Annotated in this window: 16 protein-coding genes; 11 read left to right on the top strand and 5 right to left on the bottom strand. The window is 33.5% G+C overall.

All coding sequences use genetic code 11. The annotated features are described in order from the left end of the window. Nucleotides 1–44 precede the first annotated feature (44 nt). Nucleotides 45–530: a hypothetical protein gene (locus IRZ83_RS08035; protein ID WP_029271712.1), complete on the top strand. Its 486-nt coding sequence runs from the start codon at nucleotides 45–47 to the stop codon at nucleotides 528–530. Nucleotides 531–618: 88 nt separating this feature from the next. Here the strand turns inward: IRZ83_RS08035 and IRZ83_RS08030 are convergent, their stop codons facing one another. Together IRZ83_RS08030 and IRZ83_RS08025 are read right to left on the bottom strand one after the other, a co-directional pair. Then, nucleotides 619–1,719, bottom strand: a complete 1,101-nt coding sequence (locus IRZ83_RS08030; protein ID WP_194567986.1) for a glycosyltransferase family 2 protein — start codon at nucleotides 1,717–1,719, stop codon at nucleotides 619–621. Further along, complete coding sequence (locus IRZ83_RS08025; RefSeq protein WP_194567984.1) at nucleotides 1,716–2,660, bottom strand: lysylphosphatidylglycerol synthase domain-containing protein; 945 nt, start codon at nucleotides 2,658–2,660, stop codon at nucleotides 1,716–1,718. The genes IRZ83_RS08030 and IRZ83_RS08025 overlap by 4 nt, the downstream gene beginning before the upstream one ends. Before the next feature lie 143 nt (nucleotides 2,661–2,803). Here IRZ83_RS08025 and ruvC point away from each other — a divergent pair, with 143 nt between their 5' ends. The 7 genes from ruvC (at nucleotide 2,804) to IRZ83_RS07990 (ending at nucleotide 7,488) form a co-directional block, all read left to right on the top strand. Then, nucleotides 2,804–3,358 (top strand): crossover junction endodeoxyribonuclease RuvC, encoded by a 555-nt coding sequence (gene ruvC, locus IRZ83_RS08020; RefSeq protein WP_029271706.1) that lies wholly within the window; start codon nucleotides 2,804–2,806, stop codon nucleotides 3,356–3,358. A 64-nt stretch (nucleotides 3,359–3,422) separates the two neighbouring features. Continuing rightward, nucleotides 3,423–4,571, top strand: coding sequence for a radical SAM family heme chaperone HemW (hemW, locus tag IRZ83_RS08015; protein WP_194567983.1), 1,149 nt, complete (start codon nucleotides 3,423–3,425; stop codon nucleotides 4,569–4,571). Nucleotides 4,572–4,652: 81 nt separating this feature from the next. Then, nucleotides 4,653–5,402 (top strand): cyclase family protein, encoded by a 750-nt coding sequence (locus IRZ83_RS08010; RefSeq protein WP_194567982.1) that lies wholly within the window; start codon nucleotides 4,653–4,655, stop codon nucleotides 5,400–5,402. A 180-nt stretch (nucleotides 5,403–5,582) separates the two neighbouring features. After that, entirely contained in the window at nucleotides 5,583–5,984 is a 402-nt protein-coding gene (locus tag IRZ83_RS08005) for a GNAT family N-acetyltransferase (RefSeq protein ID WP_029271703.1), read from the top strand. Then, nucleotides 5,981–6,343, top strand: coding sequence for a DUF4260 domain-containing protein (locus IRZ83_RS08000; protein ID WP_029271702.1), 363 nt, complete (start codon nucleotides 5,981–5,983; stop codon nucleotides 6,341–6,343). The genes IRZ83_RS08005 and IRZ83_RS08000 overlap by 4 nt, the downstream gene beginning before the upstream one ends. Beyond that, on the top strand, nucleotides 6,340–6,711 hold the full coding sequence (locus tag IRZ83_RS07995) for an MmcQ/YjbR family DNA-binding protein (protein WP_029271701.1): 372 nt from the start codon (nucleotides 6,340–6,342) through the stop codon (nucleotides 6,709–6,711). The genes IRZ83_RS08000 and IRZ83_RS07995 overlap by 4 nt, the downstream gene beginning before the upstream one ends. A gap of 63 nt (nucleotides 6,712–6,774) precedes the next feature. Further along, a complete protein-coding gene (locus IRZ83_RS07990; RefSeq protein WP_194567981.1) occupies nucleotides 6,775–7,488 on the top strand; it encodes a PH domain-containing protein in 714 nt (237 codons plus the stop codon). 98 nt (nucleotides 7,489–7,586) lie between these two features. Here IRZ83_RS07990 and IRZ83_RS07985 read toward each other — a convergent pair whose 3' ends face one another. Then, nucleotides 7,587–8,687 carry a DUF4407 domain-containing protein gene (locus IRZ83_RS07985; protein WP_194567980.1) on the bottom strand — a complete coding sequence of 367 codons (1,101 nt, stop codon included), beginning with the start codon at nucleotides 8,685–8,687 and terminating at the stop codon, nucleotides 7,587–7,589. A 232-nt stretch (nucleotides 8,688–8,919) separates the two neighbouring features. Here IRZ83_RS07985 and IRZ83_RS07980 point away from each other — a divergent pair, with 232 nt between their 5' ends. Continuing rightward, complete coding sequence (locus IRZ83_RS07980; protein ID WP_029271696.1) at nucleotides 8,920–11,730, top strand: TonB-dependent receptor; 2,811 nt, start codon at nucleotides 8,920–8,922, stop codon at nucleotides 11,728–11,730. Nucleotides 11,731–11,803: 73 nt separating this feature from the next. Then, nucleotides 11,804–12,865 carry a phytase gene (locus IRZ83_RS07975; RefSeq protein WP_194567979.1) on the top strand — a complete coding sequence of 354 codons (1,062 nt, stop codon included), beginning with the start codon at nucleotides 11,804–11,806 and terminating at the stop codon, nucleotides 12,863–12,865. 118 nt (nucleotides 12,866–12,983) lie between these two features. On the opposite strand, the gene pckA is transcribed toward IRZ83_RS07975, so the two are convergent. Then, the gene (pckA, locus tag IRZ83_RS07970; RefSeq protein ID WP_029271694.1) at nucleotides 12,984–14,588 is read right to left on the bottom strand and encodes a phosphoenolpyruvate carboxykinase (ATP); all 1,605 of its coding nucleotides are present in this window, start codon (nucleotides 14,586–14,588) and stop codon (nucleotides 12,984–12,986) included. A 301-nt stretch (nucleotides 14,589–14,889) separates the two neighbouring features. Next, nucleotides 14,890–15,276: a DUF423 domain-containing protein gene (locus tag IRZ83_RS07965; protein ID WP_029271693.1), complete on the bottom strand. Its 387-nt coding sequence runs from the start codon at nucleotides 15,274–15,276 to the stop codon at nucleotides 14,890–14,892. Between the two features lie 192 nt (nucleotides 15,277–15,468). Here IRZ83_RS07965 and IRZ83_RS07960 point away from each other — a divergent pair, with 192 nt between their 5' ends. Continuing rightward, nucleotides 15,469–16,833: a saccharopine dehydrogenase family protein gene (locus tag IRZ83_RS07960; protein WP_029271692.1), complete on the top strand. Its 1,365-nt coding sequence runs from the start codon at nucleotides 15,469–15,471 to the stop codon at nucleotides 16,831–16,833. Nucleotides 16,834–17,037 lie beyond the last annotated feature (204 nt).

Genomic DNA, 17,037 nt, shown 5'->3' with positions numbered 1-17,037 from the left:
GTATTTTTATACCATAATCTATTATTCAATTCAATTTCAAAATCTTGAAGCAGTTTTCTCTTTTTTTATTCGTTTTATTTTTTAATTCTTGTCAATATTTTGAGAAGCAGGTTCCGTCTGAAAAAGAATTACTCCAAAAGGAATTAAAATCCATCAACTGGAAAGAAGTTGACGAATATCCATCAGTTGTAGACTGCGAAAAAATCCCTGATAAAAAACAGCGTCAGCAATGCTTTTTTGAAGTTATGGCACAGCTTATTCAGGAAAAATTAGACATTGATACGTTGTCGATTATGTATCCAGAATTAGATACTATTGAAGTAAAAGTAACTGTATTTCCTAACGCAACGATGAAATTTGAGCCACAGTTTCCTAAAGATTCTGTTGCTTATGATACAATTAAAATTGACAGCATTCTTCACGCCCGTTTAGTCGATTTTCCTAAAATAAATCCTGCCATAAAACGTGGTATTCCAGTAAAAACACAGTTTATTTTACCTGTAATTCTTAAAGAAAGAGACAGAAAATAATTTATAAATCTCAGCATATAAGTTATGTAAGCAATTCAAGCTAAGGTTTTTATTAAATAAAACTATAGAACTTATATGGTTAAAAAAACTAGCTTCTAAACTTTCTTCCTTTCCACTCGTAGGAGCCAAAAAAACTGTATAACGCCACAGCTGAACTGAAAAAAGGATACAGCAAACTGCTCAAAATAAGACTTTTGATTCTGCTTTTCGTTAAGAATCGATTTGTGATATAAAGCAAAACAAAATCGGTTATAAACTTTAAAAAAGCGAGCATGACAAATAAAGGGTAAGAAAGTGTTCCAAAAAGTAAAAAAAGAAAACCGAGCACGAAACTGAGATTTCCAAAAAAAACTATTACTCCCAAATACTTTCCGAAAATACTTTTATACGAACTTGTTTTTGCTGCCCAGCGCACTCTTTGATGAAATAAGGATTTCCAATTTTCTGTTGGTTTTGTGCTTACAATTGCATCTTTTGCTTTTAAATAATGTACTTTATCTGAAAATTGTTCTACGGCTTTTTGAAGTAAAAAAACATCATCTCCACTCGCAATTTTGTTGTTTCCGTCAAATCCGTTTAGTTTTTCAAACAAAAATTTTTTGTAGGCAAAATTGGCTCCGTTGCACATAAAAGCTTTTTTAAGTCCAAAACTTCCTATTGTTGCACCTTGCAAACTCGTTAAATCCAATTGCTGAAAATGATGCAAAAAAGAGTTTTGGCACTGATAAGAAACTGCACCGGCAAGCATCAAAACATTATTTTCCTGAATGTAATTGTCGAAGGTTAAAAGCCAGTTTTCCTGAACAATACAATCTGCATCTGTTGTGATAACCCAATCCGTTTTTACCTTTTGAATCGCGGTTAAAATGGCATCTTTTTTAGGCGAATTTGATACCCTGATATTATCGATTACAGAAACCTGAAACTTGAAACTTGAAATTTTAAATTTTTCTTTTGAATTATCATCTACCAAAATAACTTCGAATAAATCTGTTGGATAATTTAAATTTGAAAAGCTTTTTAAGAGATGAGGCAAATTTTCTTCTTCATTACGAAAAGGAACAATTACAGTAAAGCTTGTCTTTGGCTTTAAGCCTTGATTTCGATATTTTTTTACATTAAAAAATCCACCAATAAGCAAACTGATGCTTATCACATAAATTATCAATATAAATAAAACCAAAATCATGCTGTGGTTTTTGCCTTAAAATTCAACACATAATAACTTCCTAAAACTACAGGCAAAACTACATTTAAAAACCACATTAAAGTGCTAATAAAAACGACAATCCACTCGTTTACGCCTAGAATTCCGAAGAAATAAATAGCAACACTTCCCTTAACTGCGAAGTCTAAAAATTGAAATGTCGGCAATGATGAAGCTAAAAAATAAACCGACGTAATGGCTGCTATTAAAGTTAAATAAGGCAAATCGACATCAAAAGCTAAAAATAAAAAATAGTATTGATGAGAGAAAACCAGATAACGGCAGATTCCTAAAAAGATGTTTCTTTGATGAATTGATTTTGGAATTTCATTGATTTTATGAATGAGTTTTTCAATCGAATATCCTTTGATTTTGATTTTTTTTAGAGAAAATAATACGATTAAAATTAAAACAAAACCGCCAAATAAAATTGCGACAGTTTTGGCAGTAATCACATTATAATTTGCATTAAAATATAATAATCCGAAGATTCCAAAAATAATGGTCAAAATCATCTGAATTCCGTTGCAGATCAAGTTGAGAAAAACCACTTTTTTAGCTTCTGATTTAGGATAATACAACGCTTTTCCGGCGTACTCTCCTACTCCGTTTGGAGTAAAAATTCCCGCTGTCAAGGCAGCTAAAACCTGTTTTGTGGCTTCGCCCAGCGAGATTTCTTGAATAACTTTTGCCAGATTTTGCCATTTTAAAATCTCGAAATAACGATTTAAAACACTTAAAAGCAATATAAATGCAATTCCTAAAACCGACTGGTTTTTGCGAAACAATATTAAAAACTTGTTCCAGTCCAATTTGTCGTTATTTGCCAGCTGATTGTAAATAAAATAAAATGCGCCGCCAACGATCAAAAGTTTGACTAGAAGAACGAGGAATTGTTTAGCTTTGTGAGGAATTGAAATCATGCTGCAAAGTAAAGGAAACTATTGCGAAAAAGCTATTTCACAGAGATTCGCAAAGTAGTCACAAAGATACAAGAAGAGATTGAAAAAAACTTTGCGAATCTCTGTGCTAACTTGGTGATACTTTGTGTAACCTACAATAAAAAATGACAAAAGAACGCATCATATTAGGGATTGACCCAGGAACAACAATTATGGGTTTTGGATTGATTAAAGTCATCAATAAAAAAATGGAATTTTTGCAATTGAATGAATTGCAACTTTCCAAATACGACAATCATTACCAAAAACTAAAAATTATTTTTGAACGAACAATCGAATTAATCGAAACGCATCATCCTGATGAAATTGCGATTGAAGCACCTTTCTTTGGCAAAAACGTACAGTCTATGCTAAAATTGGGACGCGCACAAGGCGTCGCTATGGCAGCCGGACTTTCAAGAGATATTCCGATTACAGAATATGAACCAAAAAAGATAAAAATGGCCATTACCGGAAACGGAAATGCCAGCAAAGAACAAGTTGCGAAAATGCTGCAACAGCTTTTAGGTTTAAAAGAACTGCCTAAAAATCTCGATTCAACTGATGGATTGGCGGCGGCAGTTTGCCATTTCTTCAACTCTGGAAAAATTGTGGCCGGAAAAAGTTATACAGGCTGGGATGCTTTTGTGAAACAAAATGAGGACAAAATTAGAAAATAGTTTACAGTCACGGTCACAGTTAAGAGCTGAGACTGAGACCGAAAACTGAGACTGAAAACTAAAAATGAGCGGTATCTACATCCATATTCCTTTTTGCAAGCAGGCTTGCCATTATTGCGATTTTCATTTTTCGACTTCGATGAAGAAGAAAGACGAGATGGTTTTGGCTTTGGCTAAAGAAATTAGTATGCGTAAAAATGAATTTGAGAACGATCCAGAATTCTCGGGAGTAGAAACCATTTATTTCGGAGGCGGAACTCCTTCTGTTTTGACCAATGACGAAATCAATTTTTTAATTTCAGAAGTTTATAAAAACTACAATGTTGTAGAAAATCCGGAAATTACGCTCGAAGCAAATCCGGATGATTTGTCTGCAGAGCGAATTTTTGAATTATCTAAAAGTCCGATAAATCGTTTAAGCATTGGAATTCAGTCTTTTTATGAAGAAGATTTGAAGATGATGAACCGTGCTAATAATGCGACGGAAGCCATAAAATGTTTACAAGAAGCAACAAAATATTTTGATAATATTTCACTCGATTTAATTTATGGAATCCCAGGAATGAGCGACGAAATGTGGAAACAGAATATCGAAACGGCTTTGAGTTTTGGCATTCCGCATATTTCGAGTTATGCATTGACGGTTGAACCAAAAACAGCTTTAAGAAAACTTATTGATACAGGAAAAATTGCTGAACCTCAAGATGAAGCGGCTTCAAATCACTTTATGATTTTAGTTGAAACACTTCAAAAAAACGGATTCATTCATTATGAATTATCGAATTTTGGAAAAGAGAATTATTTTTCCAAAAACAATTCGGCTTACTGGCTCGGAAAAAAATATATCGGAATCGGACCTTCGGCACATAGTTATGACGGCGAAAAAAGAGGCTGGAATATTGCGAATAATTCGTTGTATTTGAAATCGATTCAGAACAATGAGCTTCCTATCGAAACTGAAATTCTGACTATCCCAGATCGCTATAACGAATATATTATGACTGGTTTAAGAACGATTTGGGGCGTTTCTTTAGAAAGAGTTGAAAATGAATTTGGTTTGGAATATTTGAATTATCTAAAAAAACAATCTCAAAAATTCTTAAAAGACGATTTGCTTTCAATTGAAAATAACATTCTTAAACCAACTCCAAAGGGAAAATTTTTAACGGATGGAATTGCAAGTGATCTATTTTATCTAAATTTGGAAGAGTAAAAAAATAGCCGCAAAGACACTAAGCCACAAAGTTTAAATTAATTTGTGCCTTTGAGCCTTCGTGGCATAAAAAAACAAACTTTGCGAGCAAAAATCAACAACTTCGAAATCGACTTATCAAAACCCATTGATATCTCAATTTCTTTAACCAATACAGATGAAAACCCAATTGCCTGGTATATCGAAAAACCAGTTATTGAACCTGTAGTTTTTGGCGATTGGATCGGGAAAGTTTCGGAAGGAAAATCATCTACGAATTTTAATAATATTTTCTTCAACCCACATGGGCATGGAACGCACACGGAATGTTTGGGACATATTACGAATGATTTTTATAGCATTAATCAATCACTTAAGCAATTTTTCTTTTCTGCTAAATTGATTACAATTGAGCCTGAGAAAATTGGGGATGATTTTGTAATTACGAAAGATCAAATTACAAATTTAATTACTGAAAAAACGGAAGCTTTAATCATCAGAACACTTCCCAATCAAAAAGAAAAAAAATCAAGAAAATATTCAAATACAAATCCGCCTTACTTGTCTGAAGATGCTGCGATTTTCATCCGCGAAAGCGAAATTCAGCATTTATTGATCGATTTGCCAAGTGTGGACAAAGAATATGATGAAGGAAAATTATTGGCACATAAAGCATTTTGGAATGTAAAAGACACACATAATCTAAATTCTGATGCCAGATTGAATGCGACAATTACCGAAATGATTTATGTGCCAGACGAAATTGAAGATGGAAATTATATTTTAAATCTTCAAATCGCTTCGTTTGAAAACGATGCAAGTCCATCAAAACCGATTTTATATAAGATTTAAAGGTTTGCCACAACGCGAGCGAAAGGGAATTGGCGAACCAATTACACTAATTTTCACTGACTAAATCTTGCTTTTTTTTGCCAAAGGTTTACACAGATTGAATTATTTTTCATCCTTTAATCTTGGCAAAAAATAAATTCGTGTAAATTCGTGTAATTCGTGGCTAAAAAAAACAAAACTATGATTAGTGTCTCAACTGATAAAACCAAACTTGACGTTCCGTTTATACACAACTTTTTGGCAGCTATTTATTGGACAGCGCCCAGAACTATCGAAGAAGTTCAGACTGCAATTGATGCTTCTGTTTGTTTTGGAATCTATTTAGATGACAAACAAATTGGCTTTGCGCGCGTAATTACCGATTTTGTAGTTTTTGGATATGTGATGGATGTTTTTATTACTGAAGAACATCGCGGTAAAGGATATTCGTCTGTTTTAGTTGAAAATATGATGAACGAACCTGTTCTTAAAAATATTAAAATTTGGAGATTAGCGACAACAGATGCGCACTTTTTATATGAAAAATTTGGTTTTAAAAAATTAGAACATCCTGAAAAAATGATGGAAAAAAAACTATTATGAAAGAAATAATTAAACTAGAAGAATTAAGCTTATTTGTACTCGGAATCTATTTATTCAGCCTTTTGAATTATGAATGGTGGTGGTTTTTGGCTTTAATTTTAGCACCTGATTTATCGATGCTGGGTTATATTTTTGGAAATAAAAGCGGTGCATTTTTCTACAATGTTTTTCATCATAAAGGAATTGCCGTTATAATTTACATATTGGGCTGTTATTTTAAAATTGAAATTTTGCAATTGTCCGGAATTATTTTATTTTCACACTCATCAATGGATAGAATGTTTGGTTACGGATTAAAGTATGAAACAGGATTTCAAGACACACATTTAGGTAAAATTGGTAAAAATAACATGGTATGAATCTAGAAACTTTCTATGAATATTGCCTTTCTAGAAAAGGCGTAACAGAACATTTCCCTTTTGATGAAGATACTTTAGTTTTTAAAGTTGGTGGTAAAATGTTTGCTTTATCCTCATTATCTCAATGGGAAAAGAATGAAGCTTCTGCCAATTTAAAGTGTGATCCAGATCGTGCTCAGGAATTGCGAGCGGAATATGAAGAAATAAAACCTGGTTTTCATATGAGCAAAGTACATTGGAATACGATTGCTTTGAACGGAAATCTTCCAGACAAATTCGTCAAAGAACTCATTGATCATTCGTATGAATTGGTTTTCAAAAGTTTGACGAAGAAAATTCAGAATGAAATTATCGAATTAGAAAATTAGGCATTACATTTGCACGGTAAGAAAAAAACTTAGCAACTCAGTTACTTAGCAACTTATTAAAATATGAAAGAACAATTTAAAAAATTTCTGAACGAAGAACAAGATCCAAAAGCGATTGAAAAAATCACTTCAAAACTCAACGATTTGTTGATGAAAGGCGAAGAAGTTGGATATATAGCAGTTCAAAAAAAACCTGCAATTACTGTTTTTCCTGATAGTATTGTTTTAACAAATAAAAGAATAATCATCTGCAAGCCTAAAAATTTAGGTCTTTCTATGGATTTTACAGATTATACTTGGGATGATATCGCCGGTGCTTTTGTAAAAGAAAATATTCTAGGTTCAGAATTCTCATTTAATACAAATACTGATTTATCAATTTCTATCGATTATATTCCAAAAATTCAAGCTAGAAAAATTTATACATATGCCAAAGAACAATTGGATTTACTTAAAAATCCAGTTACAATTTCGGCACCAGCTATAGAAACTGCTCAGCCAACTCCAGAAGTGGAGAATTTTGAAGATGAGATCGAAGAAGTAGAAACTGAAGAGGTAACAAATTATGCTGAAATTCTGCCAGCAACAACTCCTTCTTATGAAACTTATGAGCCAATTCAGCAGACACAATCTTCTACAGGAGAACGTAAATTAAGTGAATTATCTAAAGAAGAACTTTTTGATAAATTACAGAATTACAAAAAACTGCTTGACAACGGTTTGATCATGCAGGGAGAATACGATGCATATAAAAAAGAGATTTTGAGCTACATGTAAAATGTAATTTGTGAGAAGTGAAATGGCTTCTTACTGAAATAAAAAAAGTCTTAAGTTCATTTAGAGCTTAAGACTTTTTACATTTTACCAATTACCTTTTACAAGGTCGCTTTCTGCTTTTCCACAAATTTATGCGACTGAAGTTCTAATAACTCTTTTGCATTTTTACGCTGTAAATCATAGAGGTTTTTATCTTCTGCAATATCTGCATACACCTTGTCATGCATTTCAGCATTTGTTTTTACTAATAAATCACGTTGGTATTTGTTTTGTGCCAAAGTAGCTTTCATAGCCGTTTCAGCTTCTTCTTGTTTAAAATCGAATTCTCCTTTTGGAGCTAATAATTTTGCAATAATTGGAGACGTTTCAATAGCTAAAAACAACAGCATTATAAAAAACGACGGCAGCCAAGGGAGTTTATTCAACGCATTAATTCGCGCCATTAATCCGTCAAAACCTTCAATAATGGGTTGTGTCTGCGAAACTTTTTTATCTAAGTCAGCTTGGAGTTGTTTGCCTGCTTTTTCTTTCTCGGCAATTTTAGCTTCGTTTGCTGTTTTTAGCGTTTCGAATTCTTTTAAAGATGCATCGTGCTTTTCGCGTTTTTCTTTATAAACCGGACCTTTTCCGAGTTTTTTAGTTCCTGTAGTTCCTTCGGCTTCTGTAATATAAGTCGAATATAGAGCGTTTACTTCTTTTTCTTTTGTGACAATATCCGCTTTTAAAGCTGCGATTTCCGCTTTATTCTTATCTAAATCTGTTTTGAAATAAGTTCCGATTTGCTTTTTATTGGCCAATTCCATTTCATTTTTTTCTTTCAATAAAACGGTGTTGATTTCTTTTTCGAAAATTTTTATCTCCAAAGGCTTAGAAATTACGATTGCAATAATAATTGCCAGCATAATTCGTGGCGTCGCCTGCAGAAATTCATCCATAAAACGGTCTCTCTTTTTAATTGTCGACACAATAAATCGGTCTAAATTAAAGATCAGCAAACTCCATACAAAACCAAAAATTAAAGCTGGATAAATAGAGTCAAATACAGTAAAAAGTGCATACGCACTGGCCAAGAAAGCCATAACTGCAGTAAAAAAAACGGTGGCTCCAATACCAACATATTTGGTTTGTTCGCCTTCTGAACATCCTTCGAGAAGATCTCTGTCTGCTCCAGAACAAAGGATAAAAAATTGTTTTAACATGATTGATGATTTTTGATTGTGATTGATAAGGCAAATTTAGCGCCAAAAATTTAATTCTGACATAAATAGTTGATTTGTTTTTAACTGAACCTCAATTATTTGAAACTCGAATGTTAGTTTAAGATTAATGTAATTCGATTTTAAGCGGGGAATCATAACAGTATGTTAATTTTTTTTAACGGCTTTAATAACATTAAGGTTCTAGTTTCGCAACAAATCAAACTAAAAAACAATGAAAAAAATTTATTTAGTAGTAACATTCATGCTTTTAGCCTTTTCAGGTTATGCTCAAAAAGCCATAATTTCTGGAAAAGTATTAGATATTGACGACAAACTTCCGTTGCCTGGAGCGATGATTCAGATTGTAGGTGAAAACAAATACACAGTTTCAGATTACAATGGTCGTTTTGAATTGCTTAACATAAATGCTGGAACTTACCAAGTACAAGTAAAATATATAGGATACGAACCAATTACTCACGAAATAACAGTTGAACAAGGCAAAAATAACGTCCTTGATTTCACTCTAAAAACTTCAGGAACAGAATTAAATGAGGTTGTTGTTGGAGACATTTTAAAAGGTCAGGCCAAAGCGCTGAATCAACAAAAAAACAGCAAAAATATAGGAAACATCATTTCATCTGATCAAGTAGGGCGTTTTCCTGATGCCAATGTTGGAGACGCTTTAAAACGTGTTCCGGGTATCACAATGCAAAATGATCAAGGTGAAGCGCGTAACATTATTATTAGAGGTTTAGCTCCGTCATTGAACTCGGTAACCTTAAATGGTGACCGAATTCCATCTGCAGAAGGAGACAATAGAAACGTACAAATGGATTTGATTCCGTCTGATATGATTTCGACAATCGAAGTAAACAAAACCTTAACTTCTGACATGGATGCTGATGCTATAGGAGGTTCTGTAAATTTAGTTACAAGAGCAACTCCAAACGGCGAAAGAATTTCTGCAACGCTGGCCGGAGGTTATTTGCCAATTCGCGAACACGCCTCTTACACAGCAGGTTTAGTTTACGGTAATCGTTTTTTTGACAATAAATTGGGTGCTGTTTTCAGCGGATCATACAATAATGTAGATTACGGATCTGATAATATCGAAAATGAATGGGTAAAAGATGATTTCGGAAACGAATATCTACAAGCTTCAGAGATTAGAAAATATGATGTACAGCGTATTCGAAGAAGCGGATCTGTAGCTTTAGATTATAAATTTGACGAGAATAACACGATTTTCGCTAATGCCATTTACAATTGGAGAGATGACAGGGAAAACCGTTTCAGAACAACTTATGATGATATCGAGCCTCTTTATAATGGAGAAGAAATCATTGGTTTTGAAGGTCGTGTAAAACGCCAGACAAAAGGCGGAGTCGATAACAGCAGAAACAAAAACAGAAGATTAGAAGATCAGCGCGTTCAAAATTATTCGATTCGTGGAGAACATTTAATCAACTCCAAATTAGATTTAGACTGGTCAGCAAATTATGCAAAAGCAAGAGAATATCGTCCGGGAGAACGTTATATCGAATACCGTCAGAAAGGTTTAGAAATGATGGAAGATTTGTCTGATCCTAGATTTCCTTTGATGACAACGGTTGGAGAATCAACGGATGAATTCAAATTTGATTCTGTTACAGAAAACACAGATGAAACCAGCGAAAGCGAATTTGGTGCAAAAATCAACATCCGTTTTCCTTTCTCTGTCATTCCATCTGAAAAAGGAAGATTAAGAACTGGTCTTAGACTTCGATTGAAAGAAAAAGAAAGAAATAACATGTTCTACTCTTACGAGCCAATAAACGACGGAATGGAATTATTATCTGAAGTTCCGACTAGTTATTATGATGGAAAAAACTTTAATCCAGGAAGCAAATATGTACCAGGAGCTTTTGCTTCGGCAAATTTCTTAGGAAGTTTAGATTTAAACAACGCTGCTTTATTTGATAAAGAAGCAAATCCATCTGAATATTTAGCAGTAAATTATAATGCTAAAGAAAGTATTTATGCGGCTTACGTAAGATGGGATCAGGATTTTAACGACAAACTTTCAATGGTTTTAGGTTTCAGAGTAGAAAATACGCACATCGATTACACTGGAAATAGAGTTTTAGATGAAGAAGAATTAGAGAGTCAAATCAACAATACCAATTCATACACGAATTTATTGCCAAGCATTTCTTTTCAATATAATGCTACCAAAGATTTAGTTTTAAGAGCGGCTGCAACAACTGCTTTAGCAAGACCAAATTATTATGCACTGGCTCCTTATGTAAATAACATTGCTGCCGACAAAGAAATTACAGCTGGAAATCCAGGTTTAGATGCAACATATTCATATAACTATGATTTCATGGCAGAGAATTATTTCAAATCAGTTGGATTAATTTCTGGAGGTGTTTTCTACAAAAGATTAAATGACTTCATTTATAATTACAGTGATAATCAATATACTGATGCAAAATTTGCTGCAGATTTTCCAAATCAGACAAATCCAATCCCAGCTGGCGAAAACTGGTCGTTTGTACAATCAAGAAACGGAGACCAAGTTGATGTTTATGGTTTTGAAGTGGCGCTTCAGCGTCAGTTAGATTTCTTGCCGGGCAAATTTTTAAAGGGATTTGGTGTATATTTAAACTACACTTACACAAAATCTAAGGCTAAAGGAATTGCCGACGAAGACGGAAACGAAAGAAATGACATCAGTCTTCCGGGAACAACACCACATATGTTTAACGGATCATTATCTTGGGAAAACAAACGTTTTTCTGCTAGAATTTCGACCAACTTCACTTCAGATTATTTAGATGAATTAGGTTCAGAATCTTATAAAGACAGTTATTACGACAAACAATTTTTCTTAGATGCGAATGCTTCATTCAAAATCACAAAACACCTTCGCGTATTTGCCGAAGCTAACAACTTAACTAACCAGCCTTTGCGTTATTATCAAGGAATTGAGGCGCATACCAAGCAAGCAGAATACTATCAAGCGAGATACAATTTCGGCTTGAAGTTTGACTTGTAATAATCAATTTATAAAATTCTTAAATTGGGCAGAACTTAGCGGTTCTGTCTAATTTTATTCAAAAGAAATCATAATGAAAAATAAATATATAATCACTTTTTTACTTTTAAGTGTTTTATTTACCGCATGCAAAAACGATGATAAGTTAGCTCCAGTTGCAAAAAATGCAATAAAACCAACTGTTGTCACACAAGCACTGCCACATGATACGGATGATCCTTCGATCTGGATTCACCCTACAGACGCTTCAAAAAGCATAATTATTGGTACAGATAAAGATACAGACGGCGGATTGTATGCGTTTGATTTAAAAGGAAAAATTGTTGCCAAGTCTGAGGTTTTAAAACGCCCTAACAATGTTGATATCGCTTATGGATTAATTATCGACGGAAAAAAAGTAGACGTTGCCGTAACCACAGAACGCGAAAACAATAAAATCAGAATTTTTAGCTTGCCTGATTTAAAAGCAATTGATAACGGCGGAATTTCTGTTTTTGAAGGCGAAACCTTGCGTGACCCAATGGGAATTGCGTTATACACACGCCCAAGCGACAAAAAGATTTTTGCTGTTGTAGGAAGAAAATCTGGCCCTTCAGGCAGTTATTTATGGCAATATGAACTTTCTGGTGCTGGAAAATTTGCAACAGCAAAAGTGGTGAGAAAATTTGGTGCTTATAGCGGAAAAAAAGAAATAGAAGCCATTGCAGTAGATAACGAATTAGGAACTATTTTGTATTGTGATGAACAATTCGGAATCAGAAAATACAAAGCTGATCCTGCATTAAACAATAATAAAGAGCTAGCAATATTTGGAAAAACAGGTTTCAAAGCCGACAACGAAGGAATTGCAATTTATAAAAAAACAGATTCTACCGGTTATATCTTAGTATCAAATCAGCAGGCAAATACTTTTATGATTTATCCAAGAGAAGGTATAAAAGGAAATCTAAACCATTATCCTTTATTAGCGGAAATTCCAACTTCAACGATTGAATGTGATGGTGCTGATGCAACGAGCATTAATCTAGGAGGGAATTTCAAAAATGGCCTTTTTGTAGCCATGAGCAACGGAATGACTTTTCACTACTATTCTTGGGATTTAATTCAAAAACGAATCGACGAAAGTAAGAAATAAAGTTTTCAGGTTTTCAGTCGCAGTTTCAGTGTTCAATTTATTTTTTTTTTTGCGATTGAGACCAAACAAAAAAGCTGTTCATAACGAACAGCTTTTTTAATTTGAATTAGTAACCCCCTTATTCTGTTTTTGGTGCGCCAGCTAAAATTTCAGCGTTAGCGAACTCTTCAAATTTGGCAAAATTAGCTTTGAATTTCTTAGCCAATTCGATTGCTTTTATATCATATAACGCAGGATCTTCCCAAGTATTTCTTGGATTTAAAATTTCGCTTGGAACATTCGGGCAAGATTGTGGTTTTGCGATTCCAAATACGGCGTGATTTTTATATTCTACATTGTCCAACTCACCGTTTAATGCAGCGGTAATCATGGCGCGAGTGTATTTTAGTTTCATTCGGCTTCCTGTTCCGTAAGCACCGCCCGTCCAGCCAGTGTTAATTAACCAAACTTTTACTCCTGCATCTTTCATTTTTTTAGTCAGCATTTCGGCATAACGCGTTGGATGCAAAGGCATAAATGGTGCTCCAAAGCAAGCTGAAAAATTTGGCTGCGGTTCTGTTACTCCTGCTTCAGTTCCTGCAACTTTAGCTGTATATCCTGAGATAAAATGGTAAGCTGCCTGACCTGGCGTAAGTTTTGAGATTGGAGGCAAAATTCCAAAAGAATCTGCCGTCAAGAAAAATATGTTTTTAGGATTGTGGCCAATAGAACCTGGCTGAATATTATCAATATGAGTTATTGGGTAGCTCACACGTGTATTTTGAGTAATCGAAACATCGTCGTAATCTACTTCGTTTGTTCCAGCTTTGAAAACCACATTTTCTAAAAGAGCTCCTTTTTTGATCGCTCTAAAAATGTCTGGTTCATTTTCTTCTGATAAATTAATCACTTTTGCATAACAGCCGCCTTCAAAGTTAAAAACTGTATTTTCAGCAGTCCATCCGTGTTCATCGTCTCCAATTAATTTACGTTCTGGATCTGCAGACAAAGTTGTTTTTCCGGTTCCTGACAATCCAAAGAAAATTGCTGTATCTCCTGCTTCACCAACATTAGCGCTGCAATGCATTGGCAATGTGTTTTCGAAAACAGGCAAAATGAAATTTAAAGCAGAGAAAATTCCTTTTTTCATTTCTCCAGTATATCCTGTTCCTCCAATAAGAGCTATTTTTTTAGTAAAATCTAGAATAGCAAAATTAGACTGGCGCGTTCCGTCTACAGCAGGATCTGCCATAAAACTTGGCGCACAAATCACAGTCCATTCTGGAGTAAAATTTGCTAATTCAGACTCTTCTGGTCTTAAGAACATATTGTAGCAAAACAAGTTTGACCAAGCGGTTTCTGTTACAACACGAACATTTAATCTATAATTTGCATCAGAGCAAACGTAAGAGTCACGAACAAAAACTTCCTTATTAGATAAAAATTGAGTTACCTTATTGTATAACTTTTCAAAAGCTTCTGTCGAAAAAGGAATATTTACATTTCCCCACCAAACTTTATCTTCAGTAATGCTGTCTTTTACAATAAAACGATCTTGAGGAGAACGTCCTGTAAATTCACCTGTATTAATCGCCAATGCGCCTGTAGAGTTTTCAACTCCTTGGCCAGACTCCAAAGTAATCGCATGCAATTCATCTGCAGATAATTGATAGCGAACTTTTGCATTTTCAATTCCTAATTCTTTCAACGAAATCGATTGCGAGAAAAGTGTGTTAGTGTCCATAAATTTTAAGTTGTGTGTGATATTTTTATAAAAAGCAAAATTATAGAATTTATTATTAATGCTTCAAATTATTTCAATTTCACTTTTATTTATATCAAAAAGGTAAAATTTAAACTTCAAAATCAGTAAAATAAAAAAATAACTGCCTCTAATTTCTTTTTCTATAATCCAGTAAATGAATTTGTTATATTTTTTTCTAATTAAAGTAAAAAACAAAATAAATTCACATAAATAGGATTATATGTTATTTATGAGACAAAATTAAAGATTAATTTTTAGATAGAATTTTTTATTCGGGATTTTATGATTTTTGCCTCAAAATCGTAACAAATAATGTCAGCCAAGCAATAATTAATAATAATCCGCCTAAAGGAGTTGCGAATACTATAATTTTAAAATCGAAGAGTGTAAGGTTTTTAGTAGCTAATAAATAGATAGAACCACTAAAAAGAACTACGCCTGCAACCACCAAATTATAAATTGTTTTTAAGGTTTTTTCAGCAAGTTCTTTTCTTGTAGAAAGGAAAAATAAAAAAAAGGCATGATAGATTTGATAGCGAACACCAACTTCAAAAGTATTTAATTGATCTACAGAAAGCCATTTCTTTAATAAATGAGCACCAAAAGCACCTAAAATTATAGCTAGCATTCCGATAAAAGCTCCAGTCAAAACTATTTTTCTTTTCATTTTGTTTGTTTTTCAATTACTATGCAAAAGTACTTCAATCCAAATTAAAATTGGCATTCTGATTTCCTAAAAAATTATTCACTGAAAGAATAATGCCTTTTTTAACGTCTTTTAAAAATAAATCATTTTTTACACCTTAATCAATTGTTATATTTATAACATTTTAATACATTTGTGTTATATATTAAAAAAATGAGAAGCATTTTAATTATCGGAGCTGGTCGATCTGCATCATCGTTGATACGTTATCTACTATCAAAGTCAGAAAGTGAAAATTTACATCTTGTTGTGGCAGATTTGTCATTGGCTTTGGCCGAAAAAAAGACACAGAAACACCCCAATGCGACTCCAATTGCTTTAAATATTTTTGATACTGACGAAAGAAAATCGGCAATAGAAAAAGCTTCAATCGTGATTTCGATGCTGCCGGCTCATTTACATATTGAAATTGCAAAAGACTGTTTAGAATTCAAAAAACATCTTGTAACCGCATCTTATATAAGTGATGCCATGCAGGCTTTAGATGAAGAAGCGAAAAAAAACAATCTAATTTTCATGAATGAAATTGGTCTTGATCCTGGAATCGACCACATGAGCGCCATGAAAGTGATTGATGAAATTAGATCGAAAGGTGGCAATATGCTGCTTTTTGAATCGTTTTGCGGTGGTTTAGTAGCTCCAGAATGCGATAATAATTTATGGAATTACAAATTTACCTGGGCGCCAAGAAACGTTGTTTTAGCCGGACAGGGCGGTGCTGCAAAATTTATTCAGGAAGGCACTTATAAATATATTCCGTACGGAACTGTATTTCGCAGAACAGAATTTCTTGAAGTAGAAGGTTACGGAAAATTCGAAGCGTATTCAAACCGGGATTCACTTAAATACAGATCGATTTATGGTTTAGATGATATTTTGACTTTATACCGTGGAACTATAAGACGAGTTGGCTTTTCGAAAGCCTGGAATATGTTTGTACAGCTCGGAATGACAGATGACAGTTATATTATGGAAGGTTCTGAGAATATGAGTTACCGCGAATTTGTAAACTCATTTTTGCCTTATCATCCAACGGATTCTGTCGAAATAAAAACACGATTAATTTTAAAAATTGATCAAGACGATATTATGTGGGATAAACTTTTAGAACTGGATTTGTTTAATCCTCACAAAAAAGTGAATTTGCCCAATGCTACTCCAGCTCAAATTTTAGAAAAGATACTATCGGACAGCTGGACATTGGCTCCAGATGATAAAGATATGATTGTGATGTATCATAAATTTGGCTATATACTGAATGGCGAGAAAAAACAAATCGACTCAAAAATGGTCTGTACCGGAGACGATCAAACTTATACAGCAATGGCAAAAACAGTTGGTTTGCCCGTTGCAATGGCAACATTATTGATTTTGAATGGAAAAATTACAACTCCAGGCGTTCAGCTTCCGATAAAGAAAGAAGTTTATTTGCCTATTTTGAAAGAATTAGAAGAATACGGGGTCATTTTTAACGAACAAATAGTACCCTATTTTGGATATAATCCAGATTTATTTTAAGTCTGATTTTTAATTTTATTTTTAGAATTTTTTTTTAGTTTTTTATTTTATCCGCTTCTAAGTTTTAGAAGCGGATTTTTTTTAAAAAAAAGGTTCAAAAGGGGCAAAGGTTCAGAGGTACAAAGTTTTTCCAATTAATAGTTTTATCCGAAGCTAAAGCCTATGCAAAACTACACCTTAGTATCTCTGAACCTTTGCCCCTTT

It is taken from the genome of Flavobacterium sp. JLP (assembly GCF_015350755.1).
Classification (GTDB): Bacteria; Bacteroidota; Bacteroidia; order Flavobacteriales; family Flavobacteriaceae; genus Flavobacterium.
Note: the sequence above shows the minus strand (reverse complement) of the source record. Positions and strands in the feature narration are given on the sequence as shown.